This is a genomic window from Nocardiopsis sediminis (assembly GCF_042650565.1).
Taxonomy (GTDB): Bacteria; Actinomycetota; Actinomycetes; order Streptosporangiales; family Streptosporangiaceae; genus Nocardiopsis_B; species Nocardiopsis_B sediminis.
The window spans coordinates 494095-508781 of sequence record NZ_JBHSBH010000003.1; the positions used below are offsets into that span (position 1 = coordinate 494095).

A 14687-nucleotide genomic window follows, 5' to 3' on the forward strand; every position below is an offset into this window, starting at 1 on the left:
GCGGGCCGCCGCACGGCGGCGACAGCGGGTGGCTCGGCAGTACCCGCTCACCCCTGACCCGTGATCTCCACGGCCCGCACCCCGGGTACCTTCGCGGCGACGTCGCCGATGCGCCGGCGCTCGGCGGTGTCGTCGGTGCCGGTGATCGTCACGCTGCCGTCCTCGACGATCGCGTCCAGGGTCCCCGTCTCGGGGGAGCGCCGTGCGATCTCGTCCAGGACCTCCCTGCGGATCTCGCGGTCCGGGCGCAGGTAGGTGCGGAGCAGGTCGCCGCGGCGGACCACGCCCACGACCACGCCGTCGCGCACCACGGGGACGCAGCGGATGCGCGTCTCCATCATGCGGTGGGCCAGCTCATGGGCGTCGTCGGACTCCTCGGCCGTGACGACGGTGTCGGTCATGACATCGCCGACGTGCAGCCTCTCCTGTGGAGGCACGAGGTGGCGGCTGGTGATGACGTCGCCCGCGACCGGGCCGAACCGGTCGCGCAGCAGGTCGATCTGGGTGATGATCCCGCACAGCCTGCCGTCCGCGCCGGTCACGGGGGCGCCGTCGCATCCGGTGGCGCTGAGCATCTGCGCCGCCTCGCCCACCGGCATGGTCTCCGTCAGCTCGACGCGCGGCGCGGACATCATCTCGGCTACGAGCATGGTTCCTCCGTTCGCGGCCGGGTGGCAACGGGCCCGTCCGGCCCTGTCACGGGCGTCGGGTCGGCGCGCGCCCGCAGTGGGCGCGGGACCGCCTCCACCCCACTCAGCGTCCCCGCCGCGCTCGTGGGGCGGCCAGAGTCGTCCGGTCCAGCGGGCGACGACCTTCGTACCTGGGGCCGCACGGCGCGCGGCGACGCCCGGGACGTCCGGTCCACGGATTCCCGACGTTCGCCCACGAATGCCCCACCCCGCCCCGGGCAGCCTGGCCATCGACAGCGCAATCGGACAAGGACGAGTACCGGACAGGGCGGGACGACGGCCCACGACGCGCAGGGGCGGTGAAGACAATGGGCGGTGTGCACAGGCTGATCATCCGGGTCATGCGCGCGACTCCAGGCGTCGCCGGTCCCGCGGACGGCCCACTGTGCCGCCCGCGCGACCGTGCGGAGGCCCTGGCGGGGCGCCTGATCCTGGCGGCTCTGCTGATCACCGCCCTCATCGCCGCTCCGGCGACCTGGCGCAGCGTCCACGGCTCGACCCTGGAGGACATCGGCCACGAGTCGGCCTCCCTCCGCAAGGTCGAGGCGACCCTGTCCGCCGACGTGACCGCATCGGGCTACGACGGCGCGGGCGGCCGCACCGGCCAGGTGCCCGGATCCGCGGTCATCGACGACGGCACCGGGCAGCCCGAGACGACGATGGTCTGGACCGATCCCGGCGGCCAGAAGGGCGACCGCGTGACGGCGTGGCTGGACTCCTCGGGCGAGCCCGTGCACCCGCCGCGCAGCCCCGACGAGGCCGCGGGCGCCGCCTGGACGGCGACGGCCGGGGTCCTGGTCCTCCTCGGGATGGCCGCGGCGGTGGCCCGGTCGCTCCTGCGCCGCGTGATGATCCGGACGGCCCTGCCCGGCTGGCACCGCGAGTGGGAGCGGGTCGCCCGCGACTGGTCCCGGTGACCGCCGGCCCACCGGCCCGCCGGTCGGCCCGTCGGCCGGTCAGCGCCCGGACCGCCGGCACCACTCCGGCCGCCGCGTCCCGCCGAGGCGGCGGCCGGCCCCCGCCCCCGCGTCAGGGTCAGCCCGGCGGGTCGAGGGACGACTCTGCTCTGAGGCGGGCCGCGTAGGACGCCACCTGGGTGCGGCGCTGCATGTCGAGTTTGGACAGCACGCCGGAGACGTAGTTCTTCACCGTCTTCTCGGCGACGAAGATGCGCTCCCCGATCTGGCGGTTGGTGAGCCCCTCGCCGATCAGCTCGAAGACCTGCCGCTCCTGGCCGGAGAGCACGGCCAACGGGTCCTCCCGCGCCTCCTCGCGCATCCGCCGCATCATGCGCGACGTGCTGCGCGGGTCCAGCAGTGATTCCCCCGCCGCCACCGTGCGGATCGCGCCGATCAGGTCCGCCCCGCTGATCCCGGTCAGGACGTAGCCCGAGGCGCCCGCCATGACGGCGTCGTACAGCGCGTCGTCATCGGGCAGCGAGGCCACGATGAGGCACGCCAGGTCGGGCATCGACGCGCCCAGCTCCCGGCAGACCTCGACCCCGCTGCGGTCCGGCAGGCCCGCGTCGAGCAGGGCCACATGGGGCGCCGCAGCCGGAATGCGGGCGCGGGCCTCGGCCGCGCCGGTGGCCTCGCCGACCACCTCGATGCCGTCGTCGTCCGTCAGCCATGCCCGCATACCGCGACGGACGACATCGTGCTCGTGTGCCAGGAACACCCGGATGCCGTCGTTCGCTTCCAGCATCGGCCACCGCCTCCTTCACCAGGGACCACCCGCGGGCGATCCGGGACCGACGCCTCTACCCAGCGGATGAATCCGCTACCGCGCGGCCGGGCGTACCGGGCGAATCGGGCGTGCCGGGCGGACCGCGGTCGTGCCGGGTGGACCGGGCGCCAGGGGCGGTCCCGCAGGGCGGGCCCCCGGGACGCGTCCGTTCCGGGCGTGGGGAGGCTCTAGGACTCCGGCGGCGCAAGGCGGTCCACGAGGGTGCTCACGCGCCGGTTCTCGGCGGCGAGGAAGTCGCCGAAGTCCGATCCGGTGAGGAAGGCGTCGGTCCAGTGGTTCTCGCGCAGCGCGTCCTGCCACTGCGGGGTGGCGCGCAGGTCGCCTAGGACCGCGGCCAGCGCTTCGCGGTCCTCGGCGCTGATCCCGGGCGGGGCGAGCAGGCCGCGCCAGTTCACGAAGTCGATGTCGATGCCGAGCTCCCGCAGCGTGGGGGCGTCGACCCCGGCGGTCCGCTCGGGCCCGGTGACCACTAGGGGCCGCAGCTCCCCGGCGGCGATCGCGAGCCGGTACTCGCCCACGCCCGCCGCGCCCACATCGACGCTGTGGCTGAGCAGCGCCGCCAGCGTCTCGCCGCCGCCGTCGTGCCAGACGTAGTCGGCGGCGCCCAGGTCGATCCCCAGTTCCTCGGCGATGAGCATCAGCGCGAGGTGGTCGGGGCCGCCCGCCGCCGAGCCGCCGCCCATCCGCAGCCGCACCTCGGGGTCGCGCCACGCGGCCAGCAGCTCCTCGAAGGTCCGGTAAGGGGAGTCGGGCACCACCAGGACGGCGATCGGCTCCTCCACCAGCCGCGCCAGAGGGGTGGCGCGGGTGACCGGCGCGACGCCGTCGGCAATGTGCGTCGTCGCCACCACGCCCAGCCCCATCTGCATGAGCAGCGCGCCGTTGCCCTCCTCGTACAGCAGCCGGGCCAGCCCGGCCGCGCCCGCCCCGCCGGGCAGGTTGAACACCTGGACCTCGGGCGCCAGCCCGGTCTCCTTCAGTGTCGCCGAGACGGTCCGGGCCGTGACGTCGTAGCCGCCGCCGGGCGGGTTGGGCACCATGATCCGCAGCCGGGGCGCCGCGGGCCCGCCCGCGCAGCCCGCCGCGGCCGCCGCCAGTGCCGACGCGCCGACGGCGGTGAGGAACCCGCGCCGGTCCAGCATCCCGCCGACCTCCCCCCTTCCGATCCGATCCGCCTTCCATCATGCACGAGCCCGCCGCCCGGGGTGCCCGTTGTCACATGACCGCCATCACGTGCGACGATGGCGCATCATCGAGGCATAGGTGCAGGAAGGAGGAACGATGCGCCCCAGGCCGACCCTTGCCCGGCAGTTCCTCCTGCTCCAGCTCGCGATCATCGTCGTCGTGCTCGTCGCCGTCGCGGGGGTGTCTCTGGCGCAGACCGATGCGCGCTTCCGCGAGGTGGAGGGGCAGCGGCTGCTGGCCGTCGCGGAGTCGGCGGCCGCGATGGAGGCGGTACGCGTCGGGCTGGGCGACCCTGCGCGCGAGGGCATACTGCCCCCGGCCGCCGAGAGCGTGCGCACCCTCGCCGGGGTCGACCACCTGGTGCTGGCCCGGACCGACGCGCGCATGCTCACCCCCACCGACCCGCGGGTGATCGGCGAGCGCATGGACCTCGGCTCCAGCACCGTGCTGGAGGGCCGCTCCTGGATCGGCGAGGTGTCGATCGGCGGCGAACGGGTGCTGATCGCGCACGTGCCGGTGGTCGCCGACGACGGCGAGATCCTCGGCCTGGCCGCCGCCGGGCGCACCTACCCCGGCCTGCTGGAGCGGCTGGCCACCTCGGCGCCCACCCTGCTCATCTACCTGGGGATCGCCTGCGTCCTGGGCGTGGCCGGGTCGCTGCTGCTGTCGCGCCACGTCAAGCGGCAGACCCTGGGCCTGGAGCCGGGGGAGATCGCCCGGCTGGTCGAGCACCGCGAAGCCATGCTCCAGGGCATCAAGGAGGGCGTCTTGGGCCTGGACCGGGAGAACCGGGTCACCCTGGTCAACGACAAGGCCGCCGAACTGCTCCGGCTGCCGCCCGGCTCCCAGGGCCGCACCCTGCCCGACCTCGGTGTCGGCCCGCACCTGCTGGGGGTCCTGACCGACGAGGTGGAGCGCCCCGACCGCGTGGTGGTGATGGGCGACCGGCTGGTCACCCTCAACCGCATGCCGCTGCGCGCCCGCGGCGAGCGCATCGGCTCGGTCACCACCATGCGCGACCGCACCGACCTGGTGGCGCTCCAGCACGAGCTCGACCGCACCCGCACCACCACCGACGCGCTGCGCGCCCAGGCCCACGAGTTCAGCAACCAGCTGCACGTGATCACCGGGCTGCTCGGCCTGGAGGAGTACGAGGAGGTCACCCGCTACGTCAGCCGGGTGGGGGGCGCCCGTGCCGAGCTGACCGAGGACGTCACCTCGCGCGTGGCCGACCCGTCGGTGGCCGCGCTGCTCATCGCCAAGGCGAGCCTCGCCGCCGAACAGGGTTGCGACCTGATCATGGCGGCCGGCACGGGCCTGGGCCCGCAGGACCAGCAGATGTCCGCCGACCTGGTGACCGTCGTCGGCAACCTGGTGGACAACGCCCTCGACGCGGTCGGCGGCGACCGGGACGGCTGGGTGGAGGTGTGGCTGTCCGAGGAGGAGGGCGCCGTCCTCGTGAGCGTGCGCGACTCTGGCGAGGGCGTGCCGCCGGAACTCGCCGAAGAGGTGTTCCGCAGCGGGTTCAGCACGAAGGGCGCCGACGGCTCCTCGCGGGGGGTGGGCCTCGCGCTGACCCGCCTGGTCTGCACGCGGCGCGGCGGCGGGATCGAGGTGGAGGGGGCGTGCTTCACGGCGCGGCTGCCCCACGTGAGTGAAGAGGGGAACCGATGACGTCCGGGAACGGTGGCGACGACAGCGGCGAGATCCGGGTGCTGATCGTCGACGACGACTTCATGGTCGCCCAGGTGCACCGCCGGCTGGTGGAGCGCGTGCCGGGGTTCACCGTCGTCGGCGAGGCCCGCACCGGTGCCGAGGCGCTGCGGTCCGCCGCCGAGCTGCGCCCGGACCTGCTGCTCCTCGACGTCTACCTGCCCGACCTCAGCGGCATCGAGGTGCTGCGGCGGCTGCGCGGCGGCGACGGCCCCGATGTGGACGCGCTGATCATCACCGCCGCGCGCGACGTCGCCACGGTGCGCCAGGCGCTGCACGGCGGCGCCGTGCACTACATCATCAAGCCCTTCGACTCCGAGACCCTGCGCGCCCGGCTCGACGGCTACCGCGAGATGCGGCGGCTGCTCGGGGAGGGCGCCCCCCGCCAGGCCGACGTCGACCGCCTGTTCGGCGGCGCGGCCCCGGGCGCCCCCGCCGCGCCGGGTGCGCCCGGGGGCCACATGCCCAAGGGCCTGACCCCGGAGTCGGCCGGGCTGGTGGAGCGGGAGCTGCGCCGAGCGGGGGAGGCGTCGGCGTCGGAGTGCGCGGAGCTCACCGGCCTGTCACGGGTCAGCGCCCGGCGTTACCTGGAGTTCTTCGTCCAGGAGGGCAAGGCCGAGGTCCGCCTCCGCTACGGCACGGCGGGCCGCCCCGAACGCCGCTACCGGTTGACTTCTCCCCCTCCGTAATGGAGATTCCTGTCCTCGCGGACCGGACCGGGAACGGATGCGTTCCCTCCCCGGCCGAAGCCGGGGTTTCCACGCACGGAGGTGCCGATGAAGAACGCGGTCGGGACGGTGGACACCGTCCTGTTGCTGGGCGGGCGCAGTGAGATCGGGCTGGCCGTGGCCGGGCGGCTGGTGCGCGACGGTGCGCGGCGGGTGGTGCTGGCGGCGCGCGGGGGCGCGGATCCCGACTCCGTCAGCGACGCCGCCGGACGGCTGAGCGCCGCCGGCGCCGGCGAGGTGCACGCGCTCGACTTCGATGCAGCGGAGCCGGCGACCCACGCCGGGGTCGTCGCGGCAGCGGCCGACCTGGTCGGCGACCTCGACGTCGTCGTGGACGCCTTCGGGGTCCTCGGCCGGCAGGCGCTGCTGGAGACCGACCCCGTCGCCGCCGCCGAAGCCGCCACCGCCACCTTCACCGGCCACGTCTCGGCCGGGCTGGCCGTCGCCGCCCGGCTGCGCCGGCAGGGCCACGGCACCCTCGTGGTGATCTCCTCGGTCGCCGGGGTGCGGGTACGCCGCGCGAACTTCGTCTACGGCGCGGCGAAAGCGGGTCTCGACGGGTTCGCGCAGGGACTCGGGGACTCCCTGCACGGCAGCGGCGCGCGGGTCATGATCGTGCGGCCGGGCTATGTGCCCACGCAGATGTCCGCGCACGTCTCGGCGGCGCCGTTCCCGGCGACCGCGGACGAGGTGGCGGCGGCCGTGGCCGGCGGGCTGCGCACCGGCGCCGGGATCGTGTGGGTGCCGCGCAAGCTCCGGGTGGTGTTCGCCGGCATGCGGCTGCTGCCCCGGGCGGTGTGGCGCCGCCTGCCCCGCTGACCCGGCCTCGCGCCGGAACGTGTTCTGTGCACTCTGCTCCGGACCCCCGTCCGGTCACACCGCATGTCACCCCCTGTCCTTAGGGATCGGCCGCGGATTGATCCCGCCGCTCTCCTAGAACGTGTTTCATTTTCGTGATTACATGGCGGCATGCGGACACGAGTGACCGAGATGTTCGGCATCGACCTCCCGATCTTCGCCTTCAGCCACTGCCGCGACGTCGTCGCCGCGGTCAGCCGGGCCGGGGGGATGGGGGTGCTCGGTGCTCTGTACTTCACGCCTGACGAGCTGGAGACCGAACTCGCCTGGATCGACGAGCACGTCGGCGGCCGGCCCTACGGGGTCGACGTCGTCATGCCCGCCGCCTACGAGGGCGCGCAGCTCGGCGCCGCCACGGCGGCCGAGCTCCAGGAACGCCTCCAGACCTTCATCCCCGACCGGCACCGCACGTTCGTCAACGACCTCCTCGCCGGGCACGGCGTGCCCGAGCTGACCGGCGAGGACGCCGGCCACTTCCTGCTCGGCTGGACCGACGCCACCGCCCGCCCGCAGGTGGCGACCGCCCTCAAGCACCCCATCGCGCTGCTCGCCAACGCCCTGGGGGCGCCGCCCGCCGACGTGGTCACCCAGGCCCACGAGCGGGGGGTCAAGGTCGCCGGCCTGGCCAGCAACGTCCGCCACGCGCGCAAGCAGCGCGAAGTGGGGGTCGACATCATCGTCGCCCAGGGCACCGAGGCCGGCGGGCACACCGGCGACGTCTCGACCATGGTCCTGGTGCCCGAGGTGGTCGACGCCGTGGCCCCCGCACCCGTCCTCGCGGCCGGCGGGATCGGCCGCGGGCGGCAGATGGCGGCCGGCATGGCCCTGGGGGCCGAAGGCGTGTGGACCGGCTCGGTCTGGCTCGCGACCGAGGAGGCCGACACCCCGCAGGGCGCGCTGGAGCAGATCCTGCGGGCGACCTCGCGCGACACCGTCCGGTCGCGGTCGATGACCGGCAAGCCCGCCCGGATGCTGCGCAACGACTGGACCGAGGCGTGGGAGGCCGACGCCGCCCCCGGCACCCTCCAGATGCCGTTGCAGTTCATGCTGATCGCCGACGCCCTGCGCCGGGTCAGCCGGGTGCGCCACCCCACCCTCACGCCCTCGCCCGTCGGCCAGATCGTGGGCAGCCTCAACCAGGTCAAAGCGGTCTCGCAGGTGGTCTACGAGTTCATGTCGGAGTTCGGCGACACCCTGGAGCGGCTCGACACCCTCGCCGAGGGGTGAAGCCCGGGCGGCCGGCCGCGGCCAGCGGGGGGAGTGCGCGCGGCCGGCCCGCCGGGCGGTATCAGGCCTGGACCGGGGTCGACATGGCCTCGGCGACGTGCCGGACGAGGGTGAGCAGGACGTCCTTGACCGAGGCGCGCTCGCGCGCGTCGCACAGGACCACCGGGATGGCGTCGTTCAGGCTCAGCGCCTCGCGGACCTCGCCCTCGTCGTAGTGGTAGGCGCCGTCGAAGCAGTTCACCGCGACGACGAAGGGGACCTTGCGCCGCTCGAAGAAGTCCACGGACGGGAAACAGGTCTCGAGCCGCCGGGTGTCGGCGAGCACCACCGCGCCGAGCGCGCCCAGCGCCAGCTCCTCCCACATGAACCAGAAGCGCTGCTGGCCCGGGGTGCCGAACATGTACAGGACGAGGTCGTCGTTGATGGTGATGCGGCCGAAGTCCAGGGCCACGGTGGTGGTGGTCTTCGCCTCTACGCCCGAGAGGTCGTCGACGCCGAGGCTGGCCTCGGTCATGACCTCCTCGGTGCTCAAGGGGGTGATCTCGCTGACGGCGCCGACCAGGGTCGTCTTCCCGGCCCCGAAACCGCCCGCGATGAGGATCTTGATGGCCGAAGGGATCCGGTCCCCGGCTCGGTCAGAGTCGCTGGATGCCATCGAGTACCGCCTGGAGTATGTCCCGGCTCACCGGGCTCTGAGTCGTATAGGGGGCGCGGGCCAGGACGTAGCCCCGGCCGATGAGATCTCCGAGCAGGACCTTGACCACCGCCACCGGGATGTCGAGGTGCGCGGAGACCTCCGCGACCGACTGGGCGCGATGGCACAGCTCCAGGATGCGGACCTGCTCCGGTTCCAGCGCGATCTCGTCGACGTCGGCACGCCGCGCCGCGATCACCACGCTGATCATGTCCAGCTGCACGGTGTCCGCGTGGTGCCGCCCCTGGGTCATGACATAGGGGCGGACCAGCGGTTCGCTCGCTTCGGAGTCGAGCCCGAGCTCAGGCTGCTCTGACATGGCCTCCCCTAACCTGCTGAATGCCCGGAGGCCCGTCCATTGACGGAGCCGACGGAGTCGGCGGAGGCGGGCGCGCCCTCGTGCCGGGGTGCGGAGTCCAGGAACCGGCCCACCTGCTCGATGAGCACGTTCATCTCGTAGGCGATGAGCCCGACGTCGGAGGTCTCCTCGGAGATGACGGCCAGGCAGGCGCCGTTGCCGGCGCCGGTGACGAAGAGGTAGGCCTGCTCCATCTCCACGACGGTCTGGAGCACCCTCCCGCCGCCGAACTGCCGGCCGGTCCCGCGCGCCAGGCTCTGGAAGGCGGAGGCGACGGCGGAGAGGTGTTCGGCGTCATCGGTCGCGAGCTGGTGGGACCGGCCGATGAGCAGGCCGTCGGAGGAGAGGACGATGGCGTACTTGGCGCCGACGGCCCGCTCCACCAGTTCGTCGAGCAGCCAGTTCAGGTCCTTTGCGGGATTGTTCGTCACGGTCGCGAATCCTTCTCGGTGTCGTTCTGGCGCTGTTGCCCGTCACGGCGGCCACGACGCGTGCCCTGCTGGAACGCCGCCATGTTGCGGCGCAGGCGTGCCGATCGGTCCTTCTCCTCCGCCGCGGGGGCCGTTGCGGCGGGCGGAGCAGGCGGGGCGTCGTAGAGCTGGGGGGCCAGATTGGCCTGGGGGGTCCGCTTGGGCAGGGCGGGCCGGGGGTCGCCGCCCCCGGCCGTGGCCGGAGCCGTGGCCGGGGTGCCGGCGGCGGCCGGTGCGGCGCCGTTGGATCCGGCTCCGCTGCCGATGCCGTCGCCGGCGGGCGCCCGGCGGGGCAGGCCCGATGCGGTGATGGGTGCGGCCTCCGCGGTGCTGCGGACGGAGGGGCCGCCGCGGTGGGTGCGCTCGGAGACGTCGTCGTCGGTGCCGGGCGCGTCCGGTGCGGCGGATGCCGACGCGGAGCGGGGGGTGCCGGTCTCGGCGAGGACGTCGCCGCCCGCGGCCGCACCGTTCACCCCGTCCGCCCCGTCCGCGGAATCGGCGGCGGAGAGGGCGTCGACCGCGCGCGAGATGCGCGGCACATTCTCGTCCGGGGACCACGGCTGCTCCCCGGCGTCGCCGAACGTGCCCGGAAGCGCGGGCGAGTCGCCCGCGATCAGCTCGGTCGGCAGCAGCACGATGGCCTGGACGCCGCCGTAGGGCGACGGCCGCAGCTGCACCTTGATGTCGTGCCGCTGGGCCAGGCGCGAGACCACGAACAGGCCCAGCCGCATCTTGTCGTTGAGCCGCATGACGTCGAACTCGGGCGGGTTGGCCAGTGCCTCGTTGTGGGCGGCGAATTCCTCCTCCTGCATGCCCAGGCCGCGGTCCTCGATCTCGACGACCACGCCGTTGGGCACCTGCTCGCCGCTCAGCCGGACCTGGCTCTGCGGCGGCGAGAAGGTGGTGGCGTTGTCGACCAGCTCGGCGACCAGGTGGATGACGTCGGCGACCGCCGGGCCCTTGAGCGCCACGCGCGCGATGCGCTGGCGCTCCACCCGGGTGTAGTCGCCGGACTCCGAGATGGCGCCGCGCAGCACGTCGACGAGCGGCATGGGCCGGTGCCAGGTGCGGCCCGGGGTCTCGCCGCCGAGGATCAGCAGGTTCTCGGCGTTGCGGCGGGAGCGGGTGGCGAGGTGGTCGAGCTTGAAGAGCTCGGTGAGCTGCGCCGGGTCCTCCTGCTCGCGTTCCATCCGGTCCAGCAGCCGCAGCTGGCGGTGGATGAGGGTCTGGCTGCGGTGGGCGATGTTGAGGAACACCCGGTTGACGCCCTGGCGCAGCTCGGACTGGCGGACAGCGGCGTTCACGGCGAACCGGTGGGCCTTGTCGAAGGACTTCGCGACCTCGCCGATCTCGTCGGCCGCGCCGGCGGTGAGCGCCGGAACGGACGCGCTGTCGAACGCCTCGTTGCGGCGCAGCCGCGCGGCCATGTCGGGCAGGATCTCGTTGGCGCGCTTGTCGGTTTCGTCGCGCAGCCGGCCCAGCCGGATCACGGTGTCGTTGGTGGTGCGGAAGGCGTAGGAGATCGCGCCGAAACCGAGGGCCGCGACGCCGACGGTCCCGAACAGCGCCAGGCTCAGCCACAGGGTGGAGGCCTCGGACTGGATGTCGGCCGCGTGGTCGGACTCGCTCGCGCCGATGTCGGTGAGGGCGTCCTTCACCGGGAAGTAGACGTCGGCCCATTCCTGCTGGTCGACGGGGATCGAGGTGTCGGCGGTCTCCTCGCCGGTGATCGGGTCGATCGAGGTCGTGACCTCGCGCTCGATGATCTCGTTCTCGAACTCGACCAGGCGGGTGTAGTCCTCGCTCTCCAGCAGGGCGTCGACCTTGCGGGTCTGCTCCGGGCTCATGAAGTCGCTGATGGAGCTGAGGATCACGTGGTAGGAGCTGGTCAGCCGGGTGAACTCGCGCTGGTCCTCGGCGGTCAGCTCGCCGCTGGCGAAGCTGCGGGTCAGCTGGGCGTCGCTCTGGGCGAGCAGGTCGACCACGCGGAAGGTGTTGGTCGCGCTGAGGCCGGGGCCGATGGCCTGCGATTCGGGGTGGCCCCGCGACTGCTCGTCGAAGAGGTTGGCCGCGACCACCATCAGCCGGTTGTAGTCCGCAAGGACCTCTTCACGGGAGGCCGAGTTGTTGTCGACCCTCTCGCGGATGTCGTTGATGCCGAAGTACTCGGACTCGAACTCCGCGATCCGCTCCTGGATGATCGGGGTGGCGAAGTTGCGGAACGGCTCGAACCGCTCGAAGACGTCCTGGGTGAGCTCGTCGGAGGCGGCCCGGGTCTCCTCGAGCTGGTCGCGGTTCTCAGGGTTCTCCAGGTAGGCGACCGTCTGGGAGCGCTCGTCCATGACGGAGACGAGGGAGACCGCCGCGGGGGTCGACAGTTCGTCGAGCGCCCGGGCGGCCCCCACCATCTGGACGGCCTCCAGCACCAGGTAGGCGCTGACGGTGAGCCAGAGAGCGACGAAGGCTGCCGCGGGCATCAGCACCGCTCGGCGCGATCGCTGCCGGATGCTCGCGGTCCGCTTTCTCTTCGCTGACTGCACGATTCTCCTAGGGCGCATCACGGGATGTGCGGGACGGGGGGAGCGGCCTGATGACCGCACGGTGTGCCCGACGGTCTCGCCCCGGGGCCGGCGGGGGCCGGAAGGGGGCGGGAGGGGCCGAGGCGGGGATCAGGCGATCGGGGCATCTCACAGGGGGCGTTCGGAGAGATTCGAGGTGGTTCGTTGCCTCTTCGGCTCGCTTGGGGAGAAGGGTACTGCGATACAACCTGTCGGGCGATTCAGCGGCAATGCCCGCACACGATAGCGTGCCCGGCCGCGGGAGGACGATCCGGCGCGGGCGCCTGCGGGGCTGTTCCCCTCTCGGGCGCCGTCGTCGACATCGACCCGGCCGGGCGAAAAGAACCAATTGTTCTAAATGTCCGAATCAAGAGTGCCGCAATGTCCCCCGACCAGAGGATTTGTTCATCACAAACCCTCCTCGACGGCTTTCGGTCGCTGTAGCCTTCTCTCCCATGTCTGAGGTTATGGAGGATCGCTTGTACGATTTCGTGATCGTCGGTGCCGGTTCCGCGGGGTGCGTCCTGGCTGCGCGACTCACCGCTGACCCCGATGTCAGCGTCCTGCTGATCGAGGCCGGGCCGCCCGACTCCGCCCCCGAGATCAAGATCCCCATGGCCTGGGCCCAGCACTTCAAGACCGCGCTGGACTGGGACTACGCGACCGAGCCCGAACCCGGGCTCGACGGCCGCCGCCGCAACCTCCCCCGCGGGCGTACGCTGGGCGGGTCCTCCTCCATCAACGCGATGATCTACATGCGCGGCAACCCGGCCGACTACGACGAATGGGCCGCCTCCGGCGCGCACGGCTGGGGCTGGGACGACGTCCTGCCCTACTTCAAGCGGTCCGAGGACAACGAGCACGGCGCCGACGACCTGCACGGCGCGGGCGGCCCGCTCAAGGTCCGCGACCTGCGGTTCAAGCACCCGCTCATGGAGGCGGTGCTCGACGCCGCCGTGCAGGCCGGGCACGAGCGCAACGACGACCACAACGGGCCCTCCCAGGACGGGTTCGGCTGGCTCCAGGTGACCCAGGACAACGGCCTGCGCCAGAGCACGGCCGACGCCTACCTCCACCCCGCCGCCGAGCGCCCCAACCTCACCGTGATGACCGACACCACGGTCACCCGCGTCCTCATCGAGGACGGCCGGGCGGTGGGCGTGGAGCTGCTCGACGGCCAGGAGCGCAGCGAGGTCCGCGCCGAGCGCGAGGTCATCCTCTCCGCGGGCGCCTACAACTCCCCGCAGCTGCTGATGCTCTCGGGCATCGGGCACAGCGCCGAGCTGGCGCCGCTGGGCATCGCCCCGGTGGCCGACCTGCCCGTGGGCGACAACCTCCAAGACCACGTCTTCTTCGGCCTCGTCTACCACACCGATCAGGAGAGCCTGTCGACCGCGGGCACCCCCGAGAACATCGCCCTGCTGTTCGGCGAGGGCCGCGGCCCCCTGAGCTCGAACGTCGCCGAGGCCGGCGGGTTCTACCGCACGGAGCCCGAGCTCACCGCCCCCGACATCCAGGTGCACGCCGGCGCGGTCATGCTCGTGGAGGAGGGCCTCGCGGCACCGGTCCACCACGCCTTCACCGTCGCCCCGACCCTGCTGCGGCCCACCAGCCGCGGCCGGGTCACCCTGCGCAGCCCCAACCCCACGGCCAAGCCGCGCATCCAGCACAACTACCTCACCACCGAGGAGGACCGCCGCACGGTGGTGCGGGCGGTCCGCCAGGCGCTGGAGATCGTCGAGCAGCCCGCGCTCGCCAAGTTCCGCGGCGACCCGATCAGCGCGCCCGACGGGACCGACGACGACTCCATCCTCCGGTTCGCCCGCTACACCCTGTCGAGCATCTTCCACCCGGTGGGCACCTGCGCCATCGGCGCGGTGGTCGACGAGGACCTGCGCGTGAAGGGGGTCGGGGGGCTGCGGGTCGTCGACGCCTCGGTGATGCCCACCATCGTCCGCGGCAACACCAACGCCGCCACCGTCATGATCGCCGAGCGCGCCGCCGACCTCATCGCCGGCCGCACCGCGCCGTAGGAGCCCGGCCGCCGCCGTTCCCCGCTCTCCGGGCCACCGACCGCCCGGGATCCCTCCGCAGACGCCTTCTGCGAAGAGATCCCGGGCGGTTTCGCCGTTCCCGCCCCTGACGCACGCATCGTCGCTAGCCTGATGTCCCTATGGGAGGGTTTTTCGCCGATGGGTCCCCCGCGGTGGCGATCGCGGTCCCCGGGGTCGCCTTCGCGATCGTGCTCGGCTCCACGCTGTTCCTGCGCCGCCAGTTCGCCGGCTACGGGCGCATCCGGGGGTGGCAGGGCCAAGTGACCGTGGCGGCCCTGCTCACCGGGATCGGCCTGGCCGCCTACACGGTATGGCCGCTGCCGCGCGGCATCGACGGCCTCTGCGCCCTCGACGGCGGCGCGCCCGCCCTGCTGGCGCCGCTCGCGCGCACCCCCGGGACCTGGGCG

13 protein-coding genes and 1 pseudogene are annotated in these 14687 nt (G+C 73.1%); 7 read left to right on the forward strand and 7 right to left on the reverse strand.

Annotated elements, in window-relative coordinates; all coding sequences use genetic code 11:
- Nucleotides 1–47 precede the first annotated feature (47 nt).
- On the reverse strand, nucleotides 48–650 hold the full coding sequence (locus ACFOVU_RS03550; protein ID WP_378529812.1) for a CBS domain-containing protein: 603 nt from the start codon (nucleotides 648–650) through the stop codon (nucleotides 48–50).
- A gap of 380 nt (nucleotides 651–1030) precedes the next feature.
- Here ACFOVU_RS03550 and ACFOVU_RS03555 point away from each other — a divergent pair, with 380 nt between their 5' ends.
- Complete coding sequence (locus tag ACFOVU_RS03555; protein WP_378529813.1) at nucleotides 1031–1606, forward strand: Rv1733c family protein; 576 nt, start codon at nucleotides 1031–1033, stop codon at nucleotides 1604–1606.
- 118 nt (nucleotides 1607–1724) lie between these two features.
- Here the strand turns inward: ACFOVU_RS03555 and ACFOVU_RS03560 are convergent, their stop codons facing one another.
- Nucleotides 1725–2393: a LuxR C-terminal-related transcriptional regulator gene (locus ACFOVU_RS03560; protein WP_378529814.1), complete on the reverse strand. Its 669-nt coding sequence runs from the start codon at nucleotides 2391–2393 to the stop codon at nucleotides 1725–1727.
- A 209-nt stretch (nucleotides 2394–2602) separates the two neighbouring features.
- Complete coding sequence (locus ACFOVU_RS03565; protein ID WP_378529815.1) at nucleotides 2603–3577, reverse strand: Bug family tripartite tricarboxylate transporter substrate binding protein; 975 nt, start codon at nucleotides 3575–3577, stop codon at nucleotides 2603–2605.
- 139 nt (nucleotides 3578–3716) lie between these two features.
- On the opposite strand from ACFOVU_RS03565, the gene ACFOVU_RS03570 reads away from it, so the two are divergent.
- The 4 genes from ACFOVU_RS03570 to ACFOVU_RS03585 all read left to right on the forward strand — a co-directional run bounded on the left by ACFOVU_RS03570 (nucleotide 3717) and on the right by ACFOVU_RS03585 (nucleotide 8146).
- Nucleotides 3717–5294: a sensor histidine kinase gene (locus ACFOVU_RS03570; RefSeq protein WP_378529816.1), complete on the forward strand. Its 1578-nt coding sequence runs from the start codon at nucleotides 3717–3719 to the stop codon at nucleotides 5292–5294.
- Nucleotides 5291–6022 carry a response regulator gene (locus ACFOVU_RS03575; protein WP_378529817.1) on the forward strand — a complete coding sequence of 244 codons (732 nt, stop codon included), beginning with the start codon at nucleotides 5291–5293 and terminating at the stop codon, nucleotides 6020–6022. The genes ACFOVU_RS03570 and ACFOVU_RS03575 overlap by 4 nt, the downstream gene beginning before the upstream one ends.
- An 87-nt stretch (nucleotides 6023–6109) precedes the next feature.
- Entirely contained in the window at nucleotides 6110–6880 is a 771-nt protein-coding gene (locus ACFOVU_RS03580) for a decaprenylphospho-beta-D-erythro-pentofuranosid-2-ulose 2-reductase (protein WP_378529818.1), read from the forward strand.
- Nucleotides 6881–7030: 150 nt separating this feature from the next.
- Nucleotides 7031–8146: a nitronate monooxygenase gene (locus ACFOVU_RS03585; RefSeq protein ID WP_378529819.1), complete on the forward strand. Its 1116-nt coding sequence runs from the start codon at nucleotides 7031–7033 to the stop codon at nucleotides 8144–8146.
- Between the two features lie 61 nt (nucleotides 8147–8207).
- Here the strand turns inward: ACFOVU_RS03585 and ACFOVU_RS03590 are convergent, their stop codons facing one another.
- Genes ACFOVU_RS03590 through ACFOVU_RS03605 form a run of 4 tightly spaced genes read right to left on the reverse strand, consistent with a single transcriptional unit; the run spans nucleotide 8208 to nucleotide 12145 of the window.
- Nucleotides 8208–8801: a GTP-binding protein gene (locus tag ACFOVU_RS03590; protein ID WP_378529820.1), complete on the reverse strand. Its 594-nt coding sequence runs from the start codon at nucleotides 8799–8801 to the stop codon at nucleotides 8208–8210.
- Complete coding sequence (locus ACFOVU_RS03595) at nucleotides 8782–9159, reverse strand: DUF742 domain-containing protein (RefSeq protein WP_378529821.1); 378 nt, start codon at nucleotides 9157–9159, stop codon at nucleotides 8782–8784. The genes ACFOVU_RS03590 and ACFOVU_RS03595 overlap by 20 nt, the downstream gene beginning before the upstream one ends.
- Nucleotides 9160–9167: 8 nt before the next feature.
- On the reverse strand, nucleotides 9168–9629 hold the full coding sequence (locus ACFOVU_RS03600) for a roadblock/LC7 domain-containing protein (protein ID WP_378529822.1): 462 nt from the start codon (nucleotides 9627–9629) through the stop codon (nucleotides 9168–9170).
- On the reverse strand, nucleotides 9626–12145 hold the full coding sequence (locus tag ACFOVU_RS03605; protein ID WP_378529823.1) for a sensor histidine kinase: 2520 nt from the start codon (nucleotides 12143–12145) through the stop codon (nucleotides 9626–9628). The genes ACFOVU_RS03600 and ACFOVU_RS03605 overlap by 4 nt, the downstream gene beginning before the upstream one ends.
- A gap of 560 nt (nucleotides 12146–12705) precedes the next feature.
- Between ACFOVU_RS03605 and ACFOVU_RS03610 the strand changes: the two genes are divergently transcribed.
- Together ACFOVU_RS03610 and ACFOVU_RS03615 are read left to right on the forward strand one after the other, a co-directional pair.
- Nucleotides 12706–14259: a GMC family oxidoreductase gene (locus tag ACFOVU_RS03610; protein WP_378529824.1), complete on the forward strand. Its 1554-nt coding sequence runs from the start codon at nucleotides 12706–12708 to the stop codon at nucleotides 14257–14259.
- Nucleotides 14260–14432: 173 nt separating this feature from the next.
- Nucleotides 14433–14687, forward strand: a pseudogene (locus ACFOVU_RS03615) (VanZ family protein); the annotation flags it as partial.